Raw genomic sequence first — 25085 nt, 5'->3', positions numbered from 1 at the left:
GGAGTTGGAGACGGCTGAACCGAACTACTTCATTGGCTATGAAGGCGTCGTGGAGCCGGAATGGATCGATATCAACCGGCACATGAATGTTGAGTGGTACGACTACGTGTTCGATGCCGCTGAGCACAACATCATCGATACGATCGGTCTCACCAACGACTACATCGCCGCCAATGGCCGCACCACGTACAGGCTGGAAAAGCGCATCCGCTACGAAAAGGAGCTGCTCGAAGCCGAGCAGCTTCAGGTCAGGAGCCGCCTCATCTTCACTGACGAGCGCATCTTCAAGCACCGTCATGAACTCCTGAACCTTACCCGGAATGTCCGGGCGGCTTCAGCTGAATTCGTTTCCATCCATGTGGACCTGTCGGTCCGGAAATCGGCGCGGATCGTCGATCCGGTCATCCTGGAGAACCTACGCAGGCTCGCAAGGGCGCACGCCGTTGACCAGGAAGTGAGCGTCTGACGGGTTGGCTCCGGGCCGCTGCGGGGAGGGCCTAGTGTTCGAATTCGACTACATCATCGTGGGAGCCGGTACGGCTGGTTGCGTGATCGCGGCCCGGCTGGCGGAGGATCGCGACGTTACCGTTGCCATTGTCGAGGCTGGCGGTGGGGATGCCTCGCCCATGATCGGTATTCCGGGCGCAAACGTCATCACGGGCTCTAAGCCGGAGTACAACTGGAACTATCGCACCGAACCGGTGCCGGCTCTTGGTGGTCGTCGTCTCTATTGGGCGCAGGGCAAAATCCTTGGCGGATCGAGCACCATCAACGGCATGATGTATCTGCGAGGCCATGCCCGCGACTATGACGGCTGGGCAGCGGAGGGCTGTGATGGCTGGAGCTACGCCGACCTCCTGCCGCTGTTCAAGCGAAGCGAAACCAACGAACGCGGCGCGTCCGAGATCCACGGCGGCTCTGGCCCGCTGGACGTCTCGGTAGGCAGTTCCACAGCACCCGTTTGCGACATCTTCCTGGAAGCGGCTGCTGAGGCTGGCATTCCCGTGGTGGACGACTTGAACAGCCCGCGCGGTGAAGCCTTTGGCCATGTCGACCTGACAATCGGCAACGGACGCCGCAGCAGTGCTTCGACAGCGTACCTGCGCCCTGCCATGAGACGCGGCAACATTCACCTGTTCCTTCAGACACCGGTCACGCGCATTCTAATCGAACGCGGCAGTGCAGCTGGTGTAGAAGTCAACCTCCACGGCCAGTCGAAGATACTGCGTGCGCGCCGCGAAGTGGTGCTCTGTGGCGGGCCTGTAAACTCACCCCAGCTCCTTATGCTGTCCGGTATCGGTCCTGCGGACCATCTGCGGGAGAAGGGTATTCAGGTCTCGGTGGATAATCCCTCTGTCGGTGAAAACCTGCAGAACCACACCATGTACAAGCTCATGTACAGCACCCGCACGCCTGTATCGGCCTATAACCACCTGCGTCCTGCCGGTCTGACCATGGCCGGATGGCAATATGCTACGGGCAGGCGAGGGGTGTTGGGGCGTGGACTTTTCCCCACGGTGGGTTTCATCAACGCCGAGGAAAGCGACCCCGATACCGAGATCCAGGTCTGCATGGCGCCTGCGATCGTAAATCGTCGCGGGCCGGGCCTTCTGGGTATCCTGCCGCGTTCGCATGGGTTTACGCTGCTACTGAACGCAGGCGTGCCGCACAGCAGGGGGCAGGTACGTCTGCACTCGGCGAACCCCGAAGACCACGCCGCTATCATCCCTGACTATTTTTCCGATCCGCGAGATCTGGATATTCTCGCAAAGGGGGCAGCCCGCGTGCGCGATATGATCCATGGCTCTGTTCTGGGCAGCCACGTTGATCAGGATATTTCGAGCCCTCTGCCTCGCGACACGATAGATGAAATCAAGGCCGACATTGTCGCCAACGCGGCCAATCACTATCACGCCTGCGGAACCTGCCGCATGGGTGGAGACTCGGCCTCGGTTGTAGATCCGCAGCTTCGTGTACGCGGTATTGAAAAACTTCGTGTGGCAGACACGTCCATCATGCCTAGAATGATAAACGCGAACACATGTGCTACCGCATTCGTAATTGGTGAGAAGGCCGCCGATCTCATCCGTGCGGCCTGAGAAGAGGAGTTTGGAATGGAGAAGCGTAGACTTGGGCAGTCCGGTTTGCTGGTGTCAGTTGTCGGTCTTGGCTGCAACAATTTCGGCGGATTGAAGCAGTCGCTCGATCTGGAAGGCGCGCGCAAGGTTGTTCATGCGGCGCTCGATGCCGGGGTGAACTTTTTCGACACGTCGGACTCGTATGGGACCAACGGCGGCTCCGAAATCACGCTGGGTGAGATCCTCGGGTCCAACCGCGAAGAAATCGTGCTGGCCACCAAGTTCGCGTCGCCCATGAACCGCGAGAAGAGCACACGCTACAACGGCTCGCGCGGCTACATCATGAAGGCCGTCGAAGACAGCCTGCGCCGCCTGAAGACAGATTACATCGACCTCTACCAGTACCACTTCCCGGATCCGCAGACGCCGATCGAGGAAACGCTGCGCGCGCTGGACGATCTGATCCATCAGGGCAAGGTGCGCTATATCGCCTGCTCGAACCTCGCGCCCTGGCAGCTGGTTGACGCCTGGTGGACATCGAAGCACCACAACCTGCACAGCCTGCTTTCCACCCAGGCCGAGTACAGCCTGCTCGAACGAGGCGCGGAAGCGACCCTGTTCCCTGCCTTGGAACGCACTGGCATGTCGCTGCTGCCTTACTTCCCGCTGGCAAGCGGTCTGCTGACCGGCAAGTATCGCAAGGGGCAGGCAGTTCCAGCCGATTCCCGCATGAGCATGTCCTACTTCCAGTCACGTCTGACGGAAGAGCGTCTCGACACCGTGGAAAAGCTGATCGCCTTCGCAGAAGCGCGCGGCCACACGATCCTCGAACTGGCCATGAGCTGGCTTGCCTCCAACCCGCTCGTCTCCAGCGTCATCGCCGGTGCGACGAAGCCGGAGCAGGTGACCGCAAACGCCAGGGCCGTGACATGGAAGCTCACCGCCGAAGATCTCGCTGAGCTCAACGAACTGACAGGCAAGTAACAGCCGATATTGCCACAACGCCCTCATGCTGAGCCTGTCGAAGCACCAGGGTGTTCGGTGCAGCAACCCACCCCTTCGTGGTTCGACAAGCTCACCATGAAGGGGTGGATCGCCCGTCCCTCTCGCCATCGCGCATCTGATCCCTGTACTTTAGTCTCTTTGGACGATTGCAGTGCAGCATCGCACGCTTAGCGTACAATCATCAGAAGAGGACTTAGGCAGATGGACGGACTCGTTCCCCCCCGCACCGCGGACATCACATACGAAACCGATGAACCGGTAATCTATCGGACCGACGGGCCGGTGGCCTGGGTGATCATGAACCGCCCGACGTTCAACAATGCCCAGAATTCCCAGATGACCTATGCCCTGGACGATGCGTTCCAGCGTGCCGTCAACGACGACGCGATCAAGGTCATCGTGCTGGCAGGCGAGGGCAAGCACTTCTCCGCAGGCCATGACATCGGCACCCCGGGCCGTGACGTCAACAAGACCTTCGAGCGCCGCCTGATGTGGGCTGACCACACCAACAAGCCGGCAGCTGAAATGCTCTACACGCGCGAGCATGAAGTTTATCTCGGCATGTGCCGCCGCTGGCGCGATATCCCGAAGCCGACCATTGCGGCTGTGCAGGGTGCTTGCGTGGCGGGCGGCCTGATGCTGGCGTGGGTCTGCGATATTATCGTCGCCACCGAGGACGCCTTCTTCCAGGACCCCGTCATCCGCATGGGCATCCCGGGCGTCGAGTATTTCGCCCATGCTTTCGAGCTGCCGCCGCGCATCGCCAAGGAATTCCTGCTGTTCGGCGACCGTATGAGCGCTGAGCGCGCCCATCATTTCGGCATGGTCAACCGTCTGACCACGCGTGAAAAGCTGAACGAGACCGTTCAGGAAATGGCCCTGAAGCTGGCCGAAAAGCCGCGTCTCGGCCTCTGGCTGACGAAGCAGGCGGTCAACCATGTCGAGGAACTGCGCGGCAAGCGTACCGCCATGGATGCGGCCTACCACATGCACCACTTTGCCCATGCGCAGAACGACCTGGCCACCGGCAACATGCTGGGCGGGCAGGATGCGAAGAGCATGGCCGCCGCCAACAAGAAGGCGGCAGGCGAGTCCTGACAATAGCAACTACGGGATGTGACCGTGGACCTGACATATAGTGCGGAAGAAAATGCGTTTCGCATGGAAGTGCGCGCGTGGCTGGAGGCAAATGTCCCATCCGCGCCGCTGCCTTCCTTCGATGCGTCACGCGAGGGCTTTGAGGCCCATCGCGAATGGGAGCGCAAGCTCAGTGAAGGCAACTGGGGCATGGTCACCTGGCCGAAGGAATACGGCGGCCGTGCCCTGGACCTGATCCAGTGGCTGATCTTCGAGGAAGAATACTGGCGCGCTGGCGCACCGCTGCGCGTCAACCAGAACGGCATCTTCCTGCTCGGCCCCACGCTGATGGAATTCGGCACGCCGGAGCAGAAGGCACGTTTCCTGACCGCCATGGCATCCGGCGAGGAGATCTGGGCGCAGGCCTGGTCCGAGCCGCAGGCAGGCAGTGACCTCGCGGCCGTTCGCTCCACCGCCCGCCGTGAAGGCGACGAATACGTGCTGAACGGCCACAAGATCTGGTCGTCCCGCGCCGTCTTCGCCGACTGGGCTTTCGGCCTCTTCCGTAGCGATCCGGGCTCGGAGCGTCACAAGGGCCTTTCGCTCATCTTCTTCCCGCTCAATGCGCCGGGCGTACGTGTGCAGGCCATCCCGCAGATCGACGGCGAGACCGGCTTTGCCGAAATCTTCCTCGAGGATGTCCGCGTTCCTGCCTTCAATCGTCTGGGCGATGAAGGGCAGGGCTGGCACATCTGCATGGCGACAGCCGGCTTCGAGCGCGGTCTTATGCTGCGCAGTCCCGCCCGCTTCCAGATGGCGGCAAAGCGACTGGTCGAGCTTTACCGGAAGCATGAAGCCGAGTGCGATCCGGCAATCCGGGATGCGGTCCTGCAGGCGCACATGGATGCGGAAGCCTACGCGCTGTCGATCTACTCGACTGCTTCCCGTCTTATTGCGGGCGGCAAGATTGGTGCCGAAGCCTCCACCAACAAGATCTTCTGGTCCGAGATGGACATTGCCATGCACCGCACCGCGCTTGCCATCCTTGGCGCCCGCGCCGAGCTGGTTCGCGCCGCTCCCGCCGCTGGCGAGGATGCGCGCTGGCTGGAAGGCTACTTCTTCTCGCTCGCCGGACCGATCTACGCCGGTTCGAACGAGATCCAGAAAAACATTATCGCCGAGCGCATGCTCGGCCTGCCACGCGGGTGAGGGCCATGGACTTCCGCTTCACCGACGAACAAAAAATGACCGCAGAGGCGGTCGAGGGCCTGCTGGCTGACCTCTGCCAGGCTTCCGATCTTCGCCGTCTGATGGAATCGGGCGATGCCCGTGATGAGAAGCGCTGGACCGCGCTTGTGGAGATGGGGCTGCAGGGTGCCCTGGTTGCCGAGGAAGAAGGCGGCCTTGGCCTGAAGCCTGCCGATTTCGTGCTGGTTGCCGAAGCCTGTGGCCGTGCTGGCCTGCCCGAGCCGCTGGTCGACAATGCCGGCGTTGCCATCCCGCTGCTGGCCGACATCGTCCGCGCCACCGGCGCTGGTGCTGATCTTCTGGAACAGGCTCTGGCCGGTGAGATTACCGTCGCGGCAGCTCATCCGGTCAATGCCTTCATTGCCGATGCCGACACGGCGGGCGCCATCATCGCGATCTGGAATGACGAACTGTTTGTCGTCACCCCGGATGCGGTGGAGCTCGTGCGCCAGCAGAGCTCTGATCCCTTCCGCCGACTGTTCACGCTGGCAGCCAGGCCGTCGTCCGCGGTCGTCAGCCTCCCGCTTTCCGAGGCTCAGGCCTATCTGGATGCAGCCCTTGATCGTGGTGCGCTCTTCTCTGCCGCCCAGCTGGCTGGTATCGCCCAGCGTGCCGTCGATCTTGGCGTCGCCTACTCGAAGGAACGCATGCAGTTCGGCAAGCCGATCGGCTCCTATCAGGCGGTCAAGCACCTGTTGGCGACCGCTCAGGTGAAGATCGAGTTCGTCCGCCCGGTCATCTATGCTGCGGCGGCGGCTACGCCGGACCGCAACGTCTTCTCGCGCTCGCGCATCTCGCACGCCAAGATCATGGCGTCGGAAGCTGCTGATCTCGCCTGCCGCACCTCCGTGCAGGTGCACGGTGCGATGGGCTATTCGTGGGAAGTCGACGTCCACTTCTTCCTCAAGCGTGCGCTTGCGCTGGCAAGCTGGTGGGGCGATGCGCGCTTCCATCGCGCCCGCGTTGCGACCCGCGTTTTCGGGCACCCGCTGGGTGCAGACCAGACTTTTCCGAAGGGATAGACCATGCCAGAGGCATATATCATTGATGCAGTGAGAACTCCGGTCGGCCGTAAGAAGGGCTCCTTTGCCACGACCCACTCGGCCGATCTGGGTGCGATTCCGATCAAGGCGCTGATCGAGCGCACGGGCATCGACCCTTCCGCAGTTGACGACGTTGTGTTCGGCTGCGTGGAAACGCTTGGGCCCCAGGCCGGTGACATCGCCCGTACCTGTTGGCTCGTGGCTGGCATGCCTCTTCACGTTCCAGGTGTGACGGTCGACCGTCAGTGCGGGTCCTCCCAGCAGGCGATCCACTTCGCTGCGCAGGGCGTGATGAGCGGTACGCAGGATCTGGTCGTGGCCGGTGGCGTACAGAACCTGAACCTGATCCCGATCTCTGGCGCGATGATCGCCGGTCAACAGTACGGCTTCCCGGATCCGTTCAGCACCTCACCCGGCTGGCAGGCACGCTTCGGAACGGAGGAAGTGAACCAGTTCCGCTCTGCCCAGATGATTGCAGACAAGTGGGAAATCTCGCGCGAGGAGATGGAACAGTTTGCCTATGCTTCGCACGCTCGCGCCATCCACGCCATCGACAGCGGCTATTTTGAGCGCGAAATCGTTCCGGTCGGCGATTTCAGGACGGACGAGACGCCGCGCCGCGACACGACGCTGGAGCGCATGGCTTCCCTCAAGCCGCTTCTGGAAGGTGGCACCATCACCGCAGGTGTGGCAAGCCAGAACTCCGACGCAGCAGCCGCCATGCTGATAGCTTCCGAGCGTGCAGTGAAGGAGCACAACCTGAAGCCGCGCGCCCGCATCCATCACCTGACGGTCCGTGCCGATGATCCGGTCTGGATGCTGACCGCACCAATCCCTGCAACCCGCCATGCGCTGGAAAAGACCGGTCTCAAGGTCGAGGACATCGATCTCTTCGAGTGCAACGAAGCCTTCGCTTCCGTGACCATGGCCTGGATGAAGGAACTCGGTATTCCGCACGAGAAGGTCAACGTCAATGGCGGTGCAATTGCACTCGGCCATCCGCTTGGCGCAACTGGTGCCCGCCTGATGACCACCATGCTTCACGAGCTGGAGCGTCGCGGTGGCCGTTACGGCCTGCAGACCATGTGCGAGGGCGGTGGTCAGGCAAACGTCACGATCATCGAAAGGCTCTGACGATGCCGTGCTACTCGTTCGAGGGCATCCGCCCCGTCGTGCACCCGACCAGCTTCCTGCATCCGACGGCGTCGCTAATCGGCGACGTCATCGTCGGGCCGGGTTGCTACATCGGTGCCGGCGCTTCACTCAGGGGTGATTTCGGCCGCATCATCGTGGAAGGCGACACGTCCATTCAGGACAACTGCACCCTTCACACGGGGTCGGGCAGCGATTGTGTGATCAAGCGTGGCGCAACGGTCGGCCATGGTGCAGTCGTTCACGGCGCCACCATTGGCGAGAACGCGCTGGTCGGCATGAACACGGTTGTCCTCGACGATGCGGAGATTGGCGCGGAGTCACTCATCGGCGCCATGAGCCTGGTCAAGTCCGACATGCGCGCACCTGCCCGCAGCCTCATTGCGGGCAACCCGGCGAAGATCATCCGTGAGATGCCTGCCGAGGCGATCAAGTGGAAGAACGACGGTCAGGGCGAATACCAGCGCCTGGCCCGCATGTCCTTCACTGACTTTGCGGAATGCGAGCCGCTGACCGAGGTAGAGCCCGAACGTCGCCGCGTTTCCAGCACGGCCCGTGCGGTCCGCCTGAACACCAGGTAGCGCCTTCGGGCCGTCAAACAACATTCGAAATTCTGAGGAGCAGGTATGGCTGGCATTTGTGAGGGTAGGGTAGTCGTTGTGACCGGCGCAGGCCGCGGGCTTGGACGCGCCTATGCATTGGGACTGGCTGCAGAGGGCGCGAAGGTTGTCGTCAACGATCTGGGCGTTGGCACCCATGGTGACGATACGCAGGAGCGTCCGGCTGATGAGGTTGTAGCCGAGATCCGCGCTGCTGGCGGTGTGGCTGTCGCCAACTTCGACGACGTGGCTGACTGGGAAGGTGCACAGCGCATCATCCAGAGCGCGATCGACGCCTTTGGTCGTCTGGATGCCGTGGTAAACAACGCCGGATTCGTGCGCGACCGTATGTTCGTTTCCTGCACGCCAGAAGAGTGGGATGCGGTGATCCGCGTTCATCTGCGCGGCCACTTCTGTGTCACCCGACACGCGGTTGACTACTGGCGCAATGAAGCGAAGGCTGGCCGCCCGGTCGATGCGCGCATCATCAACACCTCCTCGGGCGCTGGTCTGCAGGGCTCGGTAGGACAGAGCTCCTACGCTGCCGCCAAGGCTGGCATCGCCACGCTGACGCTGGTGCAGGCGGCGGAGCTTGCCCGTTATGGCATTACCGCCAACGGTCTGGCCCCTAACGCCCGCACGCGCATGACCATGACGGCCTTCGCTGATGTCATGACGCCTGTTGAAGGGCAGTTCGACATCTTCGCTCCGGAAAACACTGCGCCGCTGGTTGCCTGGCTGGTGAGCGAAAAGTCGAAGCACTGCACCGGCCAGATCTTCGAGCTGATCGGCGGCACGATCCGTCTGGCGCTTGGCTGGAACGACGGTCCGGAATACGACATCGGCCGCCGCTGGCAGCCGGAAGAGCTTGGTGAAAAGATCACCGAGCTTCTGGCAGAGCGGCCTGCGCCGAAGCCGGTTTACGGCACTCAGTAAACAAAATACATCTCTCCTCCTCCAAGGGCTGTCGCGGCAACGCGGCAGCCTTTTTCATTGCTGTTTATTCGCTTCGTCCCTCATGGTGAGCTTGTCGAACCACGAGGGGTCCAGGTTGCACGAGCCTGTGGGGCCCAAAAACAAAAACCCCCGTGGCGCGAACCACGGGGGCTGAAATGCTCATTGAAACCCGAGCTACTTGTTCATCGCCCGCAGCACGTCCTTCTGGACCTTGCCCTGCACACTGGTGGGCAGCGCGTCCATGAACTCTACGTAGCGCGGCACCTTGTAGTTCGCGATATTCTCGCGCGCCCAGCCGATCAGCTCTTCGGCGGTGGCACTGGTACCGGGGCGCAGCACCACGTATGCCTTGCCCACTTCGCCCATGCGCTCGTCCGGAATACCGATCACGGCGATCTGGCCGACAGCCGGATGCGCGCTCATCAGGCGTTCGATTTCAGCCGGATAGCAGTTGAAACCGCCGCAGATGTAGAGATCCTTGACGCGGTCCTCGATGCGCAGGTTGCCGTTTTCGTCGAAGTAACCGATGTCGCCCGTATGCAGCCAGCCATTCTTGTCGATCGTCTTGGCCGTGCCTTCCGGATCGTTGAAATAGCCATTCATCGTCAGATAGCCACGGATGACGACTTCGCCCGCTTCCCCATCCGGCAGCAGGTTGCCATCGGCATCCATGATGCGCACTTCCGTATCCGGGAAGGGCTTGCCGGCGGTATTGGCAATCACGTCATCCGGATCGTCGGCGCTGCACATGGTGCCGTAGCCGCCACATTCCGTCAGTCCATAGCCGTTGACCACACCTTCGAAGCCGAGCGTCTCGCGCATTCGGCGGATGAGCGTAGAAGGCACCACGGCACCCCCTGTAACGCCGAGGCGCAGGCTGGAGCGATCGAATTTCTCCAGCTCCGGATGCTGCAGCATGCCGTGGAAGATCGTGGGCGGCCCAGGAATGACGCTGATCTTCTCGTTCTCAACACGCTTGAGAATTTCGTCTGCATCATAAGTGAGATGCGGAATGAGCGTTGCGCCGCGCATGATCGAGACGATCGCGCCCGAGCGGTAGCCGAACGCATGGAAGAATGGCGGGATCACGAGCAGGCGGTCTCCGCGCTGCACGCCCACGCGCGTTGCCCAGGCATCGATGGTGCGCAGGCACTGCAGGTGCCGGTACATCACGCCCTTGGGATAGCCGGTGGTGCCGGAGGTGAAGAGCATGTCGCACATATCGTCCGGACCGATGGACGCTTCGCGCTCAGCCAGCGCCTCGTCCGAAATCGTCTCCCCGCGCGCTATGAACTCGTCCCAGGGCGTCTCGGTCTCTTTCGCGCCGTCAAAGACCACGATCTCTTTGAGCAGCCCGCGTGTTTCCGGCGACAGCATCTCCGGATAGTATTTGCCGAGGAATTCGCCACAGGAGAGCAGCATCCGCGCGCCGCTGCGGCTGGCGAGGTCATGCACCTCGGATCCCTTGAAGCGCGTGCTAGTCGGGATCAGCACGCCGCCCGCGCTGACGAGACCCATGGCAGCCGCAAACCACTTCCACGTGTTGGGTGACCAGATCATCACCCGGTCGCCCTTCTCGATGCCGGATGCCATGAAGGCCTTGGCGATCTTCCGGCGCAACTGATCGAATTCGACGAAGCTCAGCTTTGTGCCGCCGTCCTCGATCGCTGGATCATTGCCATAAACTTCGGCGGCCCGCGCCACCAGCGCAGGCAGTGTTGAAAATTGCCAACCGGAATCGTGGATTGTCATGCGATGCTCTGTCTTCGCCATCTGGGAACTGCGGGATACGCAAGTTTTCGAGCGTGGACTGTACGCTCCCGGAAAGAACAGGCATCGTCCAAAAAGACGAATGACCGCTAAGCCGACGGCACTATAGATGCTTTGGCGAATTTCAGTATCAGGATGGCAGGCAGATGATCGACGCGAACGACAGTCTTTCCATGGCGGGCAAGGTGGCTCTGGTCACCGGCGGCACAAAGGGCATCGGCCGTATCATCGCGACAAGGCTGTTGGAAGCTGGCGCGAAGGTTGTCGTCTGCGGCCGCAACGAGCCGGAAAGCGTTCCCGAGGTGGAAGGCAGGAAGGCGGAGTTCATCGCCTGTGACGTGCGTCAGGCTGCCGCCTGCAAGGAGCTTGTGGATACTGTTGTGGCGCGCCACGGCAGGCTGGATCTGCTGGTCAACAACGCTGGCGGCTCGCCCGGTGTTGATGCCGCTACCGTCTCGCCACGCTTCTCGGAAGCGATCATTACGCTCAACCTCATCGCGCCCCTGCACATGTCGCAGGCCGCCTACCAGGTCATGCACAAGCAGCCGGAGCGTGGCTCCATCGTCAACATCGCCAGCGTTGCCGCAACCCGTCCTTCTCCGGGCACAGCCGCCTATGGCGCGGCCAAGGCTGGTCTGCTCAGCCTCACCACCAGCCTTGCGCAGGAATGGGGCCCGCTGGTGCGCGTCAACGCCATCATCGTTGGCTTGATCGAAACGGAAAGCGCCGAGCTTACCTACGGCTCGGTCGAGGCGCAGGAAGCCATTGCCGAAGCCACCCCCATGAAGCGCATGGGCAACGGACATGATATTGCAAATGGCGTGCTGTTCCTGGCAAGCCCGCTCGCCGAATTCGTTTCCGGCGCAACGCTCCAGATCCACGGTGGCGGTGAAAAGCCTCACTTCCTTGATCTCGTCCAGCGCTACTCGCCTCAACAGGGGTAAACGGCACTCCCTTCCTCGCCTAGTTTATCCAGACGATGCCGCATCCGGGCGGCACCCTCAAACTGCCTGATAACGAAGCACCAGCGCCCGTGCGCTGGCATTGCTTGCTCAGGAAGTGGAGGGACAATGCTGTCGGATCTGGAACGCCTCATTGCCATTGAGGAAATCAAGAAGCTAAAGGGTCAGCGCATTCGCGCTATGGATGAGAAGCGCTGGGACGAATACGAGTCCCTTCACACCCCGGACCACGTTTCCGAAACCTACGGCGGCGGCGAGCCTGCGGTGGGCGCTAAGGAAAACGTTGAGCGACTGAAGAAGGTGCTGGCCCACATCACCTCCGTCCACCACGCGCACCAGCCAGAAATCACCATCACCTCGCCAGATACGGCGGAAGGCATCTGGGCCATGGAAGACATGCTCTTCTGGAAGCAGGGTGACGAGGATCACTGGCTGCACGGCTTCGGCCACTATCATGAGAAATACCGCAAGACGCCGGAAGGCTGGCGCTTCTGCTACCGCAGGCTCACCCGCCTGCACGTGCGCACCTCTGAAGGTGCAGTCCTTGGCGAACTGAACACGGGTGACGAGCCCAAGTCCGCCTGATGCAAGACCCTGAGGTTGTAATGGAAGAACTGTTTACCCCGATGCGCCTTGGCGCGCTGGAGCTTCGCAATCGCATCGTCATGTCCGCGATGACCCGCAGCCGTGCGGGCGAGGGTGATACACCGACCGACCTGCACGTCGAATACTACCGCCAGCGTGCCGGGGCCGGCCTGATCGTTACGGAAGGTGTCCAGCCGAGCCCCGCCGGCAAAGGCTATTGCCGCACGCCGGGCATCTATTCGCGTGCGCAGATCGAGGGCTGGCGCAGGGTAGCCGATGCCGTCCACAGGGAAGGCAGCCAGATCGTGCTGCAGATCATGCATTGCGGCCGTGTTGCCTCGCGGAGCAACAAGGACGACGACTCCGAGATCGTCGCTCCGTCGGCCATTCGCTGTAACCAGAAGATCTTCACCGATACCTTCGGCCTTATGGACATGGATGAGCCTCGGGCCCTGGACACAGACGAGATCCCTGGCGTTGTCAACGAGTTCCGGCAGGCTGCCTTGAACGCGCGCGAGGCGGGCATGGATGGCGTTGAGCTGCACTGTTCCAGCGGCTACCTGCCCATGCAGTTCCTGTCGTCCAACACGAACCAGCGCACTGACCGGTATGGCGGCAGCGCTCGCAACCGCATCCGCTTCGTCATGGAAGTTCTTGAGGCGATGGGCGAAGCGATCGGCTTCGAGCGCGTTGGCCTGCGCGTCTGCCCCGGCTTCGAGTACAACGACATCCACGACGAGAACCCGGTCGAGACTTACGGCCTCCTCTTCGACGAGGCGTCGAAGCTCGGCCTGGCTTACCTCCATCTCGTCCGCCGTACCTTCCCGAAGGTAGATAACTACGCTCTCGTCAAGGAGCGCTGGCGCGGCAACTTCATCCTGAACAACGAGCTGACCGGCGAAATGGCTGCTGAAGCCATCCGTAGCGGCGATGCGGATGCTGTTTCGTTTGGCCGTCCGTTCATCGGCAATCCGGATCTGCCGAGCCGCCTGCGCAGGGGCATTCCGCTGTCCGGCTACGATGTGGCCAAGACCTACACACCCGGCCCAGCTGGTTACATCGACTATCCGGTAGCGAGCTAAGTTAACGAAAAGATTGAGGAGGACGCCCGTGAAAATTCTGATCGTTGGCGGCACTGGCATGATCGGAGCGCATGCCGCGCTGTTCCTTAAGGAAAAGGGAAATGACGTAACGCTGGCCGCGCGCAAGCCCGTGACAGGACCGTCGCCCATCGCGGGCTTCCCCGTCATCCTTGGCGACTATGCCGAGGGCACGTTTACCGAGGCGGACCTTGCTCCCTTCGAGGCTATTGTCTTTGCGGCAGGCAACGACATCCGCCATCTTTCCCGCGACACGGATGAGAACGCCTTCTGGCAGAAGATGCAGATCGAGGGGGTGCCGAATTTCGTGGCGTTGGCCAAGCGCGCTGGCGTCAAGCGGCTGGTCCAGCTAGGCAGCTACTACCACCACGTCATGCCGCATCTGGCCGACACCAACGCTTATGTGCGTGGCCGCAAGCTGGCCGACGAGGGCGCGCGTGCGCTCGCTACGCCGGATTTCAACGTTTCTACGCTGAACCCGCCGTCCATCGTCGGCGCATTCCCCGGTGTCTCGGCCAAGCGCTACGCATCGCTGGTGGCCTGGGGCAGGGGCGAGCGTCCCGAAATCCCGGACTACGCGCCGGCAGGCGGCACCAACTACATGTCGGTCCGCTCCCTCTGCGAAGCGATCTGGGGCGCACTCCAGAACGCCGAGTCCGGCAAGGCTTATCTGATCGGCGACGAGAACCTTACCTTCCGCGATTTCTTCCAGAAGATCTTTGACGCGGTTGGTGCAGGCCGCGTGCTTGAGGAACGCGACGAAGAACATCCGATCCTGCCTGACGCGTTCATCGTTCCCGGGCGCGGCAACATCCTGGCCTATGAGCCGGACCCGGAGGAAACCCGCAGGCTCGGCTACACCCGCAATGACATCGACCGCACCATTGCGGAGGTTGTCGCCATGGTCGACCAGACGCCGCCAGCAAAATGACGGCGCTGGGGGAGGAGCTTCTGGCGACGTTGGCTATGCGCCGCACCGCCGAAAACTATGCGTTCGCCGTGGATCAGGTTGATGGCGAGCGCTTTGCCGCCCAGTTCATCGAAGACGGTGTACTGGTCGCTCCCTTGGGCAACATCGTGGGGCGCAAGGCGCTTTCCGAGGTTCCCCGCAGGGTCGCTGAACGCTACGCCAGAACCTGGCATGCGGTGTTCAATCTGGTGCCTGTCATCAAGGGTGACACGGCCCGTGCCGAAACCTACGGCATTGCCCGCCACTTCATGCGCGACAGTTCAGGCAGGCCGCTCTGTTACGAAATGACCATCCGCTACGCCGATCAATTCGTGCGCACGGACGGTGGATGGCTGCTGGCGGAGCGGAAGCTGCAGCTCGACGCTACCCATACATTTTCGGTTGAAAGCCGGCACTTGGCGCCAAGGGAGGATAAGGCAGATGAGTGAAGATCGCTCGATTTTAGGGCTTGAAGGCAAGGTTGCGCTGATCACCGGTGGCGGAGCCGGTATTGGCCGCGCCACTGCCGAACTGTTCGCAACGGCCGGGATGAAGGTGGTCGTCGCTGAGATTGACGCTACGCGCGTGGAAGACACAAGGGCCGCACTTGAGAAGATCGGTGGCGAGCATCTGGTCCTGCAGGCTGATGTCTGCAAGGCAGCAGACGTCAAATCTGTTGTCGCGGCGGTTGATGAACGCCATGGCCGCCTCGATGTGCTCGTCAACAACGTCGGTGATTTCCTCGGCTACAAGGATATGTTCGAGGATTCGACAGAAGAGCAGTGGGACCAACTCTATCACATCAACCTGCGCCACATGTTCCTGGTTACTCGCGCAGCAATTCCGTTGATGCGCAGAAGCGGCGAAGGCGGCAGCATCATCAACGTCTCGACCGTGGAAGCCTTCCGCGGCATTCCGTTGACGGTTGCCTATGCGGCCTTCAAGGCAGGCGTGACGGGCTTCACCCAGAGCCTTGCCGTTGAGCTTGGCCAATACGGCATCCGCGTCAACGCCGTTGCGCCCGAAACGACCAACACCGCCCAGATCACGGCCACCCCGCGCGTCCCGCCGGAAAACCGTGACTACATCTCCCGCTGGTTCCCCATCGGACGCTTCGGCGAGGGCCCAGACTCGGCTGGTGCCGCGCTCTACCTCGCATCCGACCGGCTGTCGGGTTGGGTGAGCGGCCAGTCGATCGTCGTTGACGGCGGAGCACTCGCTGCTGGCGCGTGGATGCGCCTGCCAGAGGGTGGCTTCACCCACCTGCCGATCATCGTGGCGGATGGCTACACGCCGCGACCCGGCAAGTAGATCATCCCAAAGGCGGGACTTTGCGCAGAGGAGCGACCGTCTGAAGACGTATATTTCAACGATTGTTCATCAAGAAGGGCGGGGTCCTGCGTAGCGAGGAACCCGCCCTTTTATTTTGATTTGACGCGGCGTCAATTTTGAGGACATCATTGCCGATAATTCGACCAGTGCGATGAAAATATAATCGCGATCGGTCGCAGATGCCGGATGTGAAGCGCGACTTATCCACCGGCAAAGGATCAGCTAAGTAGCTGACAAAAAATGAAAACTCCGATTTTTCGACACAAATGGCGAATTTTCAACGCGTCGTCAGATACATTTGACAAAGCGTCGAATTAATGACAACAATGTCAATGTAAGTTGGAACTAGGGGACGTTCTAGCGGGAGGATACCGTGACTTTTCATTCGCGTTCCGTTGTAGAGTTTGGACTTTTCTTCAGCCAGGTTTCGGAGAGCCTGCTGTCTGGAAAGCCGCTGTCGCAGTCGGCTGCACTCATTCGCCGCCAGTTTTCCGCATCTGCCGTTTCAATTCAGGTTGAAGACCGTCTTTCGCAGGGTTGTCCGGTTGTCGTTATCGTCGAGTCGGACGACGACACGCAGGATGCCTCGCTCTGTTCAGAGCTGTGCATGGAGCGCCTCGCTGCGCTGCAGGAGGAATGCCAGCAGCTGAGCGCCGTGGCCGTTAACGAAACGCAGGGCACCCGCTACACGCTCAAGATCTATCGCGACCGCGCGGACAGCGCCTTCGACGCCGAACAGGCTTCGCTGTGCGAGATCCTGGTCACCCAGCTTCGCCGCGGCCTCGAGCTTTCCGCGCAGTTGGGCACCAGCGAAGTTGAACGAGTCCTCTATTCCTCCGTCATGGACCGTCTGTCCGTTGGCGTGATCCTGGTCGACGCCAACCGCAACGTCGTCAAGACTTCCAGCATGGCAGCCGCTCATCTTGCTTCCCGTGATGGTCTGCAGAACCAGCTTGGCCGCCTCCGCGCCATCTACGCCAACGAGGATCGCGAACTTCAGGACGCATTGCGCGATGCGATTGCGGCAGCGAACTCTGGAGAGAACATTACGCGCGGCGTCTCCATCTCCCGCAATTCCGGCCAGCGCAATCTAGGCCTTGTGATCCAGCCCATCCGCCGACAGCAGGGTTCAATCGGCAGCACGGCAGTGGTCGCCATCTACATCCGCGATCCCGAAGCAAATGCTGAAGTGGAGAACGATCTGGTCCGCCAGCTCTTCGATCTGACGCCTGCGGAAGCCTCGCTTGCCCGCCGTCTCGCCTCCGGCCTGTCACTGGAAGATGCGGCTGCCTCGCTTGCCATCTCGCGCAACACCGCACGCGCCCACCTCCGCTCGATCTTCTCCAAGAGCGGCATCACCCGCCAGACGGAGCTTGTCCGCCTTGTGCTGAACAGCGCCGCTATGCTCGGCTCTCCCCGCCAGGTAGCGTAACCCTTAAAAGACTCCTCCCAGCAAATTGGCGGCGCTCCATTCGGATCGCCGCCTTTTTTTATCTTGGCGTAAAAAGAATGGGCGGCCCATTGGACCGCCCATTTTGAATTCCGGAATTATTGGGCTACCGCACCCTGTTCCCAGCCACCTCATTTCCCCGGCGCATGGTTTCGATGAACTGTTCCAGCGGTGCGGGTTCGGCGATGGGCGTCTCGGATGCGCCGCTGCGCGCCCAGAATTCCTTCCACGATGGGAAGAGCTCATGGAACGAGCCTTCATAGGGCTCGCGGCCCGGCCAGCGCATCTTTCGCGAGCCGATGGGCGGCTTGTTGAGGTCCGTTGCATACCAGTAGAGTGGCTGGCGTCGGCGGAAGCACCAGCGTCCGTCGATCCGCACGTAGTGATCGTAGTACATCATCTGCATGATGACCCACTCCGGGCCGGTTTCGTGCTCGTTCTTGGAGTAGACGATGCCCACGGCGTTGTCGCGGTCGATGAACTCGATCACGGTCGTGCCGACATGATGCGACGTGCCGTCGAACTGCTTGCGCATCGTGTCGTCTAGCCAGTCGCGAAGTGCCTGCCGGCCGCGCGCATTCTTGCCGACCTTCACATCCGGTTCGAACAGGTTGGCCATCGCATCCATGTCGCGCATGTCGAGCGCGATGGAATATTTCGAGATGAGCTGGCGGATTTCGTCGCGTGATTCCAGTTGCTCGAGCCGGTCACGAATTTCCGTCAGCAGGGCAAGTTCGTCCGACATGGCCACCTCAGAAATAGTAGCGGCCGATGACGTCAGAGACGCAGCCGGGCTTGGACGAACCTTCCACCTCGATGCTCACGCGTACTGTGGTCTGGACAGCGCCGTCGCCGATGATCTCGCCGTTGACCAGTTCGGCAACCCCACGGACACGCGAACCGACAGGGACCGGGGCGGGGAACCGCGTCCGGTCGCTGCCGTAGTTCACGCCCATCTTGGCGCCCTGTGCCTCGAACATGTCCGGAAGGAACATGTTGATCAGCGACATGGTGAGATAGCCATGGGCGATGGTGCGGCCGAAGGGGCCGTCCTTCGCCTTCTCCGGGTCCACGTGGATCCACTGGAAGTCGCCAGTGGCCTTGGCGAACATGTCGATCCGGTCCTGATCGATCTCAAGCCACTCGGTCGGCCCGAGTTTCTTCCCGATATTGTCGATCACATCCTGCGGCGAGGAGAAGACGAGTTTCATGGCTATGCCCTCTGGCTGGAGACCGATACCACTTCGCCGACCATGTAGCCGGCATAGTCGCTCGCGAGGAACATCATGACATTGGCGATTTCCCAAACCTCTGCGGCGCGGCCGAAGGCTTCACCTGCTGCGAGACGGGCGAGCTCTTCCGGCGTAGAGGCCTTCTTGAGGAACTCGTGCATTGCGATGGAGGGCGATACCGCGTTGATGCGGATCCCGTATTCTGCAGCCTCGAGCGCGCTGCAGCGGGTGAACGCCATCACGCCGGCCTTGGCGGCGGCATAGTGCGACTGACCCTTCTGGGCGCGCCAGCCGAGCACGGAAGCGTTGTTGACGATCACGCCCTTGCGGCGCGGCATCATCTTCTTGAGCGTCGCGCGGGTCATGCGCATCACGCTGGTGAGTGTTACGTCGATCACGCGGTCCCACTCGTCGTCCGGCATGTCAACAACATTGCGGAGGCCGCCGAGACCGGCATTGTTGATCAGCACGTCGATGCCGCCCAGCTTCTCTTCAGCCGCATCGACGAGAGCCTGAACCTCATCTTCCTTGGTGACGTTGCAGATCTGGGAATAGACTTCGACATCCGGAGAGATCGCGCGCAGCTTCTCTGCAGCTTCGCCCAGTCGGCGCTCATGAATGTCGGAAATGAAGATTGCCCGGCAGCCCTCCTCCACCGCGCGTGTTGCGGCGGCGAAGCCGATGCCCACACCGGCAGCTGCCGTGATCAGGACGCTGCGGCCCTTGAGAAGGCCATGGCCGTGAACGTAGACGGGTTCGGTAACGGGGAAAGTGTCGCTCATTGTCGGTCCTTATTTCTTGTTCGCGGCAGCAAAGTCGGCGTCGCGCTTCTGCACGAAGGCATCGCGGGCTTCCTGGCTTTCAGCGGTGAGATAGGCTTGCGCGGTGAAGCCCTGTTCCCAGCGGTAGTGCCGGTCGACATCGCTATGCTCGACGCCGTTCAGGGCTTCCTTGGCCAGGCTGATCATGGTCGGGCTCTTGGCGGCGATCTTCTGCGCCAGCTCGAAGGCCGCATCACGCAGCTGCTCGCGTGGAACGATGCGCTCGATCGCGTTGAGCCGGTAGGCTTCCTCAGCGTCGATCATCTCGCCAGTGAAATACATCTGGCGAACCTTCTGCAGCGGGAACATGCGCTGCAGGTGGGCGCCTGCACCGAGCGCGCCGCGGTCCACCTCCGGCACGCCGAACTTGGCATCCGGCGAGGCGATGATGATGTCGGCCGAGCCGCAGATGCCGATGCCGCCACCGAGCACATAGCCGTGCGGCGCCGCGATGACCGGCTTCAGGCCCTTGTGGATCGCGCGGAAGGTTTCGTAGTTGCCCGCGTTCACTTCCAGAATGAGTTCCGGATGCTCCTGCAGCTCCTTGATATCGACGCCGGCGCAGAAGCCGCGGCCCTCGGCGCGGATGATGATGACGCGAACGGCATCATCGGCATTGAGCCGGTCGATCGTCTGCGAAAGCGCGCGCCAGCCCTTGGAATTCAGCGCGTTGACGGGCGGGTTCTCGATGACGACCTCGGCAATGCCGGCTTCGGTCTTGGTCCAGAATTGATCGCTCATAATTACCTCGTTAGTTTGCCGGCACGGAACGCAGGGCAGCGAGCGCGTCGATACGGGCTTCGGCTTCCTGCACGATGCGTGCGATAATGTCCTGGCAGCTTTCCAGCTTGTTGATCGTTGCGGCTACCTGTCCGCTGGGCAGCAGGCCGTTGTCCGGATCGCCAGCCACGACGCCGCGCTGCACCAGCTCTGGCAGGTTGCCTGCCATGACGGTCTGAGCAAAGCTGCTGTCGTCGGAGCGCGCAAGCTTCAGCGCCGTCTGCAGGATGCCGACCGGGCCGAGATTGTTGCGCTTCGCCTGGGCGCGAGCGTGTTCCATACTCATCTTGAGACGGGCGGCGAGGTTCATGGACTCAAGCCGCTTGATCTCGTTGTTTTCGATGAAGCGCTGTGACATGCCGTCGACAGCCGTGGTGATGCGGATCTGGGTGGGCTCGCGAGTTGCCAGGTAGCGGTTGAGCGCACTTGCCGGGACGGGCGAGTCCGTCGTCATCAGGAAGCGGGTGCCCATGGCGATGCCTGCTGCACCCCATGCCAGCGCTGCAGCAAGGCCGCGGCCATCGGAGAAGCCACCGGCTGCGACGACAGGCACGTTCACCGCGTCCAGAACCTGCGGCAGCAGGATGCTTGTGGGCACGGAACCAGTATGGCCGCCGCCTTCACCGCCCTGGATGGTGATGATGTCAGCGCCGAGCTCCACCGCCTTGACTGCGTGCTTAAGCGCGCCGACCGTGGGCATGCAGATGATGTCGGCATCCTTCAGGCGCTTGATTGTCTTGGCGTCCGGTCCGCGACCGTAGGAGACCGCGCGCACCTTGTGGCGGATGACGGCTTCGATCAGCTCCTCAGCATTGGGCTGGAACATGTGGAAGTTCACGCCAAACGGGCGGTCCGTAAGCTCCTTGAGGCGGTTCAGCGTTGCATCAACCTTGCCGGGCTCGATCGTGGCGCCGGCCAGGAAGCCAAAGCCTCCGGCGTTACAGGTTGCCGCCGTCAGCTTCTCGTCCGCAACCCACCCCATGGCGGTCTGTACGATGGGATAACGCGATCCGAGTCGGTCGCAGAGGACGGTATGTAGATTGGAAGCCATGCTGCACCCTATGAAAATGCTTTCTTGTTGTTCTTTCACTGTGCCTGTTGGGGCGAGGGGGCATCGTCCGAATGCACTAACACACAAAGGTTTGCTGACAGACGATAGAAAAGAGGCGCCGGGTGTTTCATCCCGACGCCTTGAAGAAGCTTAGTAGAAGACGCGTCCGCCGTTCACCATCAGTGTCTGGCCGGTGATGAAACGGGCCTTGTCGCTCGATAGGAACACCACGGCATTGGCGATGTCCTCCGGCTCTGAAAGCTCGCCGAGTGGGATGGCGTTCTTCGCGCGCTCATACGCATCCTTCGGGATGCGCTGCATCGCGCGGGTGTTGGTTGGTCCCGGGCAGACGGCGTTGACGTTCACCTTGAACGGTCCAAGTTCACGTGCCAGCGCACGGGTGAAACCGAGCACGCCAGACTTCGCCGCAGCATAATCCACGGTGCCGATATCGCCGTTCATCGAAGAGTCCGACGAGATCGAAACGATCTTGCCGCTCTTGCGGTCGCGCATGTCATTCACCACCTGGCGCGAGCACAGCAGGGTGGACATCAGCGATACATTGACCACGAACTGAAGCGTTTCCGGCTTCGCCAGATAGAACTCGGAATAGTTCTCACGCGCCGTCTGGCCGACGTTGTTGGTGAGCATGTCGACCGGTCCGAGATCGGTCCTCACCTGTGCGAACAAGGCTTCCACCTGCTCGCGGTCAGTCATGTCGCCAACCAGCGGCAGAACTTTCACGCCATGGGCGCGCGCCAGTTCGGCTGCCTCGGCAAGGGCGTCAGGCTCGCGATCCATGATCGCGACGTTGGCGCCTTCCTGTGCAAAGCCAAGCGCAATGGCCCGGCCGATCCCGTTTGCGCCGCCGGTGACCACCGCCACCTTGCCGCTGAATTGTCGTTCCGTCATGCATTCCTCCCGGTTGTTCAGATGCTGTTTGTTCAGGCGATGAAGCGTCCCAAAAGCGTCAGGCGCTCATAGGAAAGGTCTTCCGGCCCCGGCTTGCCGTGCGGGCTGGCGGCGGCGAAGCTTTCATAGGCCTCGGTGCTTGCCTCCCGCTGGTGCGCCCAATCGAGCGTCACGCAGCGTCCGAGGAACCGCCACTCGCCGTTGCGCTTGGCGAAGCGGTCGAGGCTTCGGCTGCCGGTGATGATTTCATGGCGGCCGTCGAGCGTGCGGTGATAGTTGAGCTTGTAGGTCTCACCCTCGGCATAATCGCCTTGAATCTCGAAGACCATGTTGGTGACGTAGTGCGCGGAGGCCGACCAGTTGGCGAGCGCGCCCTCGACCCAGACGACATATTCGTCCGCAGAACCGGTGAACATGTCGCCGTGCTCTTCCAGCGCGTCGTCATGATAGAGCGAGCGGAGCAGGGCGAAATCACGCCGGTCGCATGCCCGCGAATAGGTGTTGACCAGCTGGCGCAGGCACTCCCGCGCCGCAAGTTCATTCATGCCTAGCTCGCGAAATCCCATCAGGCCTTGCCTCTCGGTTCCTTGGGCATGCCAAGACCGCGCTCAGCGATGATGTTGAGCTGGATCTCGTTGGTGCCGCCATAGACAGTGTCGGAGCGGGTGAAGAAGAACATCTGCCGCAGCTGTTCGCGGCGGTGATCATCGTTGATGATCACGCCGTCGAAACCCATCACGTCCATGCCGAGCTTGCCGAGGTCCCGGTGCCAGTTTGACCAGTGATACTTGTAGCCAAGCCGCTCAAGCTCTTCCTCGGCCGACGTGCCGCCCTCCAGCGAGCGGATAGCCATGTAGCGCATGGCGCGCAGGCCTGCCCATGCCCGTGCCAGCCGTGCGCGGATGGCCGGGTTCTGCGCTGCGCCGTTCTCGCGCGCAATCTCCACGATAGTTGCCAGCTCCTGCGTGAAGCCCAACTGCTGACCGAGCGTGGAGATGCCGCGCTCGAAGGAAAGCAGCGTCATGGCAATCTTCCAGCCGTCGCCCGGCTGGCCGACCACGCAATCGGCTGACGCGCGCGCACCATCGAAGAACACGGAGTTGAACTCCGCACCACCGCCGATCTGCCGGATCGGATGGATCTCTATGCCTGGCTGCTTCAGCGGCATCAGGAGGAAGATCAGACCCTTGGGACCGACAGAACCTTCCTCGCAGCGGGCGAGCACGAAAATCCAGTCCGAGAGATGCGCGAGCGAGGTCCACACTTTCTGGCCGGTGACGATCCAGTCACCGGTTTCGGGATCGAGCCGCGCGCGCGTCTTGATGTTACCGAGGTCGGAACCCGCATCCGGTTCGGAGTAGCCCTGCGCCCAGAACTCGCGACCCTCGCGGATGCCAGGCAGGAAGCGCTTCTTCTGCTCCTCGGTGCCGAATGCTATCAGCGTCGGCCCAACGAGACCTTCGCCGATATGCCCAAGTCGTCCGGGACCGCCAGCACGTGCATATTCCTCCTGGAACACCACCTGTTCGGCGACCGACAGTCCGCGACAGCCATATTCCTGCGGCCAGCCGGGGCAGGTCCAACGGCCCGCGGCAAGCTCCTGTTCCCATTCGCGGCGCAGGTCCGGCAGGGCATCGCCGTCACCGGCATGGCCGCGATGCTTGAGTTCGGCAAAACGCCCCGTCAGGTGCTCTGCCATCCATGCCGCGACTTGCCGGCGAAACTCTTCCAGTGACTGTACTGCGCTCATGCCGCTGCCCCGTCGATCACCTGTGCCGCGATGCGCGCGAGCCGCTCATCGGAGGAACCCATCATGAAGGCCGTGGCCTGCGCCTTGCGGAAGTAGAAGTGCGGATCGTATTCCCACGTGTTGCCGACGCCGCCGTGCAGCTGGATGGACTCTTCGGCCACCTTCCAGAGAACGTCCGCAGCCAGCACGCCAAGGGCATCGATTTCCATCTCGATTTCGGAAGCGCCGATATTCAGGTTGGCCGCCGCGCCATAGAGCAGCGACCGCGCTTCGGCGAGATCGACGACCATGGCAGCGCAGCGGTGCTTGATTGCCTGGAACGAGGCAATGGTTCGGCCGAATTGCACGCGTCCGGAAATATATTCGAGCGTGAGGTCGAGGCAGCCCTGCGCCGCACCGATCTGCTCGGCGGCAAGCCCCAGCCGTCCCGGAAGCAGCGCCTGAGCTAGTGCCTCTTCGGAAAAACCAGCATCATCGAGCCTTGCATCCGCACCGACGCGAACGCCTTCAAACTTAAGCGCACCGAAAGGTCGCGTAAGGTCGATCGTCTGCACAGAACCTATCTTGAGACCATCGTCCGGCGCGACGGCGAACAGCCCGAGCTTGCCGTCTTCAAACCGGGCAGGGACCAGCACCAGCGTTGCGGAAGGCAGGTCGGCTACCAAGCTGACAGCTCCGTCGAGCACGTATCCATCGGCTGACTGCTGGGCGCGAACGGCAACCTGAGGATTGTCGATGGGAAGCGCCACCGCGATACGATAGCTTCCCGCAGCAATTTCCGGCAGCAGGCGGGATTTTGCCCCTTCGCTGCCGAGTGAAACGATCAGTGGTGTTCCCACCGCAATGGTGGACCAGGCCGGAATGCAGGCAAGCCTGCGGCCGCATTCTTCCAGCAGCAGCGCCAGTTCCATTGCCCCAAGCCCTAGCCCGTCAAAGGCTTCCGGCACATTGGTCGCGCAGAAACCGAGCTCTGCTGCAGCCATATCCCACAGCGACGCATCAAAGCCGCCGTTCTTTTCCGCTGCTTCGCGCATCGCGGCGGAGCTGGCCTGGTCGTTGAGCAGGCGCCGCACCTCATCACGAAGCGATCGTTGGTCTTCCGAAAAATTCAGGTCCATTCTTCCAGCCTGGCATCTCTTCTGCTCTATCAATGCCTTGGGGAGGGGCGCGGGGCATCGTCCGAATTAGGGATGCTGGCGAACGCCCACAGATATCCAATGCGAATAGGCGCG

General features: G+C 61.7%; 26 protein-coding genes. 16 read left to right on the top strand and 10 right to left on the bottom strand.

Features of this window, described 5'->3' with window-relative positions; all coding sequences use genetic code 11:
- The first annotated feature begins 4 nt into the window (after nucleotides 1-4).
- From IEX27_RS08420 to IEX27_RS08380, 9 genes are all read left to right on the top strand, one after another.
- Entirely contained in the window at nucleotides 5-466 is a 462-nt protein-coding gene (locus tag IEX27_RS08420) for a thioesterase family protein (RefSeq protein WP_188720597.1), read from the top strand.
- Between the two features lie 34 nt (nucleotides 467-500).
- Complete coding sequence (locus tag IEX27_RS08415) at nucleotides 501-2099, top strand: GMC family oxidoreductase (protein WP_188720596.1); 1599 nt, start codon at nucleotides 501-503, stop codon at nucleotides 2097-2099.
- Nucleotides 2100-2114: 15 nt separating this feature from the next.
- Complete coding sequence (locus IEX27_RS08410) at nucleotides 2115-3062, top strand: aldo/keto reductase (RefSeq protein ID WP_188720595.1); 948 nt, start codon at nucleotides 2115-2117, stop codon at nucleotides 3060-3062.
- A gap of 222 nt (nucleotides 3063-3284) precedes the next feature.
- On the top strand, nucleotides 3285-4181 hold the full coding sequence (locus tag IEX27_RS08405) for an enoyl-CoA hydratase (RefSeq protein ID WP_188720594.1): 897 nt from the start codon (nucleotides 3285-3287) through the stop codon (nucleotides 4179-4181).
- 24 nt (nucleotides 4182-4205) lie between these two features.
- Complete coding sequence (locus tag IEX27_RS08400; protein WP_188720593.1) at nucleotides 4206-5369, top strand: acyl-CoA dehydrogenase family protein; 1164 nt, start codon at nucleotides 4206-4208, stop codon at nucleotides 5367-5369.
- 5 nt (nucleotides 5370-5374) lie between these two features.
- Nucleotides 5375-6430, top strand: coding sequence for an acyl-CoA dehydrogenase family protein (locus IEX27_RS08395; protein ID WP_188720592.1), 1056 nt, complete (start codon nucleotides 5375-5377; stop codon nucleotides 6428-6430).
- A 3-nt stretch (nucleotides 6431-6433) separates the two neighbouring features.
- Nucleotides 6434-7585, top strand: a complete 1152-nt coding sequence (locus tag IEX27_RS08390) for an acetyl-CoA C-acetyltransferase (protein ID WP_188720591.1) — start codon at nucleotides 6434-6436, stop codon at nucleotides 7583-7585.
- Between the two features lie 2 nt (nucleotides 7586-7587).
- Entirely contained in the window at nucleotides 7588-8184 is a 597-nt protein-coding gene (locus IEX27_RS08385; protein WP_188720590.1) for a gamma carbonic anhydrase family protein, read from the top strand.
- Between the two features lie 45 nt (nucleotides 8185-8229).
- Nucleotides 8230-9138, top strand: a complete 909-nt coding sequence (locus IEX27_RS08380; RefSeq protein WP_188720589.1) for an SDR family oxidoreductase — start codon at nucleotides 8230-8232, stop codon at nucleotides 9136-9138.
- 195 nt (nucleotides 9139-9333) lie between these two features.
- Here IEX27_RS08380 and IEX27_RS08375 read toward each other — a convergent pair whose 3' ends face one another.
- On the bottom strand, nucleotides 9334-10911 hold the full coding sequence (locus tag IEX27_RS08375; RefSeq protein ID WP_188720588.1) for a FadD3 family acyl-CoA ligase: 1578 nt from the start codon (nucleotides 10909-10911) through the stop codon (nucleotides 9334-9336).
- A gap of 164 nt (nucleotides 10912-11075) precedes the next feature.
- Here IEX27_RS08375 and IEX27_RS08370 point away from each other — a divergent pair, with 164 nt between their 5' ends.
- From IEX27_RS08370 to IEX27_RS08340, 7 genes are all read left to right on the top strand, one after another.
- Nucleotides 11076-11873, top strand: coding sequence for an SDR family oxidoreductase (locus IEX27_RS08370; RefSeq protein WP_188720587.1), 798 nt, complete (start codon nucleotides 11076-11078; stop codon nucleotides 11871-11873).
- 126 nt (nucleotides 11874-11999) lie between these two features.
- Complete coding sequence (locus tag IEX27_RS08365; RefSeq protein WP_188720586.1) at nucleotides 12000-12476, top strand: nuclear transport factor 2 family protein; 477 nt, start codon at nucleotides 12000-12002, stop codon at nucleotides 12474-12476.
- A 20-nt stretch (nucleotides 12477-12496) separates the two neighbouring features.
- The gene (locus IEX27_RS08360) at nucleotides 12497-13558 is read left to right on the top strand and encodes an alkene reductase (protein ID WP_188720585.1); all 1062 of its coding nucleotides are present in this window, start codon (nucleotides 12497-12499) and stop codon (nucleotides 13556-13558) included.
- A 28-nt stretch (nucleotides 13559-13586) separates the two neighbouring features.
- Nucleotides 13587-14507 (top strand): NAD-dependent epimerase/dehydratase family protein, encoded by a 921-nt coding sequence (locus tag IEX27_RS08355; RefSeq protein ID WP_188720584.1) that lies wholly within the window; start codon nucleotides 13587-13589, stop codon nucleotides 14505-14507.
- Nucleotides 14504-14974, top strand: coding sequence for a nuclear transport factor 2 family protein (locus IEX27_RS08350; protein WP_188720583.1), 471 nt, complete (start codon nucleotides 14504-14506; stop codon nucleotides 14972-14974). Before IEX27_RS08355 ends, IEX27_RS08350 begins: the two co-directional genes overlap by 4 nt.
- Entirely contained in the window at nucleotides 14967-15836 is an 870-nt protein-coding gene (locus IEX27_RS08345; protein WP_188720582.1) for an SDR family NAD(P)-dependent oxidoreductase, read from the top strand. The genes IEX27_RS08350 and IEX27_RS08345 overlap by 8 nt, the downstream gene beginning before the upstream one ends.
- A gap of 394 nt (nucleotides 15837-16230) precedes the next feature.
- Nucleotides 16231-17289 (top strand): helix-turn-helix transcriptional regulator, encoded by a 1059-nt coding sequence (locus tag IEX27_RS08340; RefSeq protein WP_188720580.1) that lies wholly within the window; start codon nucleotides 16231-16233, stop codon nucleotides 17287-17289.
- Nucleotides 17290-17413: 124 nt separating this feature from the next.
- On the opposite strand, the gene IEX27_RS08335 is transcribed toward IEX27_RS08340, so the two are convergent.
- From IEX27_RS08335 to IEX27_RS08295, 9 genes are all read right to left on the bottom strand, one after another.
- The gene (locus IEX27_RS08335) at nucleotides 17414-18052 is read right to left on the bottom strand and encodes a nuclear transport factor 2 family protein (protein ID WP_188720579.1); all 639 of its coding nucleotides are present in this window, start codon (nucleotides 18050-18052) and stop codon (nucleotides 17414-17416) included.
- 7 nt (nucleotides 18053-18059) lie between these two features.
- Complete coding sequence (locus tag IEX27_RS08330) at nucleotides 18060-18518, bottom strand: MaoC family dehydratase (RefSeq protein ID WP_188720577.1); 459 nt, start codon at nucleotides 18516-18518, stop codon at nucleotides 18060-18062.
- Between the two features lie 2 nt (nucleotides 18519-18520).
- A complete protein-coding gene (locus IEX27_RS08325; protein WP_188720576.1) occupies nucleotides 18521-19321 on the bottom strand; it encodes an SDR family oxidoreductase in 801 nt (266 codons plus the stop codon).
- A gap of 9 nt (nucleotides 19322-19330) precedes the next feature.
- Complete coding sequence (locus IEX27_RS08320) at nucleotides 19331-20101, bottom strand: enoyl-CoA hydratase family protein (protein ID WP_188720574.1); 771 nt, start codon at nucleotides 20099-20101, stop codon at nucleotides 19331-19333.
- A 10-nt stretch (nucleotides 20102-20111) separates the two neighbouring features.
- Nucleotides 20112-21191 carry an NAD(P)H-dependent flavin oxidoreductase gene (locus IEX27_RS08315; RefSeq protein ID WP_188720572.1) on the bottom strand — a complete coding sequence of 360 codons (1080 nt, stop codon included), beginning with the start codon at nucleotides 21189-21191 and terminating at the stop codon, nucleotides 20112-20114.
- A gap of 150 nt (nucleotides 21192-21341) precedes the next feature.
- Nucleotides 21342-22103, bottom strand: coding sequence for an SDR family NAD(P)-dependent oxidoreductase (locus IEX27_RS08310; RefSeq protein ID WP_188720571.1), 762 nt, complete (start codon nucleotides 22101-22103; stop codon nucleotides 21342-21344).
- A gap of 32 nt (nucleotides 22104-22135) precedes the next feature.
- Nucleotides 22136-22648: a nuclear transport factor 2 family protein gene (locus tag IEX27_RS08305; protein ID WP_244630290.1), complete on the bottom strand. Its 513-nt coding sequence runs from the start codon at nucleotides 22646-22648 to the stop codon at nucleotides 22136-22138.
- Between the two features lie 20 nt (nucleotides 22649-22668).
- Nucleotides 22669-23853 carry an acyl-CoA dehydrogenase family protein gene (locus tag IEX27_RS08300; protein ID WP_188720566.1) on the bottom strand — a complete coding sequence of 395 codons (1185 nt, stop codon included), beginning with the start codon at nucleotides 23851-23853 and terminating at the stop codon, nucleotides 22669-22671.
- The gene (locus IEX27_RS08295; RefSeq protein WP_188720565.1) at nucleotides 23850-24971 is read right to left on the bottom strand and encodes an acyl-CoA dehydrogenase family protein; all 1122 of its coding nucleotides are present in this window, start codon (nucleotides 24969-24971) and stop codon (nucleotides 23850-23852) included. The genes IEX27_RS08300 and IEX27_RS08295 overlap by 4 nt, the downstream gene beginning before the upstream one ends.
- Nucleotides 24972-25085 lie beyond the last annotated feature (114 nt).

Source organism: Nitratireductor aestuarii (assembly GCF_014641695.1).
GTDB lineage: Bacteria > Pseudomonadota > Alphaproteobacteria > Rhizobiales > Rhizobiaceae > Chelativorans > Chelativorans aestuarii.
The sequence above is the reverse complement of the archived record's forward strand: the minus strand, read 5'-3'. Positions and strand labels throughout refer to the sequence as shown.

Bases quoted from the DNA above. Each gene is read 5' to 3' on its own strand.
- IEX27_RS08320 (WP_188720574.1), bottom strand. From the start codon at position 20,101: ATGAGCGATCAATTCTGGACCAAGACCGAAGCCGGCATTGCCGAGGTC.
- IEX27_RS08305 (WP_244630290.1), bottom strand. From the start codon at position 22,648: ATGAATGAACTTGCGGCGCGGGAGTGCCTGCGCCAGCTGGTCAACACC.
- IEX27_RS08315 (WP_188720572.1), bottom strand. From the start codon at position 21,191: ATGGCTTCCAATCTACATACCGTCCTCTGCGACCGACTCGGATCGCGT.
- IEX27_RS08385 (WP_188720590.1), top strand. From the start codon at position 7,588: ATGCCGTGCTACTCGTTCGAGGGCATCCGCCCCGTCGTGCACCCGACC.
- IEX27_RS08395 (WP_188720592.1), top strand. From the start codon at position 5,375: ATGGACTTCCGCTTCACCGACGAACAAAAAATGACCGCAGAGGCGGTC.
- IEX27_RS08390 (WP_188720591.1), top strand. From the start codon at position 6,434: ATGCCAGAGGCATATATCATTGATGCAGTGAGAACTCCGGTCGGCCGT.
- IEX27_RS08410 (WP_188720595.1), top strand. From the start codon at position 2,115: ATGGAGAAGCGTAGACTTGGGCAGTCCGGTTTGCTGGTGTCAGTTGTC.
- IEX27_RS08310 (WP_188720571.1), bottom strand. From the start codon at position 22,103: ATGACGGAACGACAATTCAGCGGCAAGGTGGCGGTGGTCACCGGCGGC.
- IEX27_RS08380 (WP_188720589.1), top strand. From the start codon at position 8,230: ATGGCTGGCATTTGTGAGGGTAGGGTAGTCGTTGTGACCGGCGCAGGC.
- IEX27_RS08375 (WP_188720588.1), bottom strand. From the start codon at position 10,911: ATGACAATCCACGATTCCGGTTGGCAATTTTCAACACTGCCTGCGCTG.
- IEX27_RS08350 (WP_188720583.1), top strand. From the start codon at position 14,504: ATGACGGCGCTGGGGGAGGAGCTTCTGGCGACGTTGGCTATGCGCCGC.
- IEX27_RS08330 (WP_188720577.1), bottom strand. From the start codon at position 18,518: ATGAAACTCGTCTTCTCCTCGCCGCAGGATGTGATCGACAATATCGGG.
- IEX27_RS08295 (WP_188720565.1), bottom strand. From the start codon at position 24,971: ATGGACCTGAATTTTTCGGAAGACCAACGATCGCTTCGTGATGAGGTG.
- IEX27_RS08345 (WP_188720582.1), top strand. From the start codon at position 14,967: ATGAGTGAAGATCGCTCGATTTTAGGGCTTGAAGGCAAGGTTGCGCTG.
- IEX27_RS08300 (WP_188720566.1), bottom strand. From the start codon at position 23,853: ATGAGCGCAGTACAGTCACTGGAAGAGTTTCGCCGGCAAGTCGCGGCA.
- IEX27_RS08360 (WP_188720585.1), top strand. From the start codon at position 12,497: ATGGAAGAACTGTTTACCCCGATGCGCCTTGGCGCGCTGGAGCTTCGC.
- IEX27_RS08325 (WP_188720576.1), bottom strand. From the start codon at position 19,321: ATGAGCGACACTTTCCCCGTTACCGAACCCGTCTACGTTCACGGCCAT.
- IEX27_RS08370 (WP_188720587.1), top strand. From the start codon at position 11,076: ATGATCGACGCGAACGACAGTCTTTCCATGGCGGGCAAGGTGGCTCTG.
- IEX27_RS08335 (WP_188720579.1), bottom strand. From the start codon at position 18,052: ATGTCGGACGAACTTGCCCTGCTGACGGAAATTCGTGACCGGCTCGAG.
- IEX27_RS08365 (WP_188720586.1), top strand. From the start codon at position 12,000: ATGCTGTCGGATCTGGAACGCCTCATTGCCATTGAGGAAATCAAGAAG.
- IEX27_RS08405 (WP_188720594.1), top strand. From the start codon at position 3,285: ATGGACGGACTCGTTCCCCCCCGCACCGCGGACATCACATACGAAACC.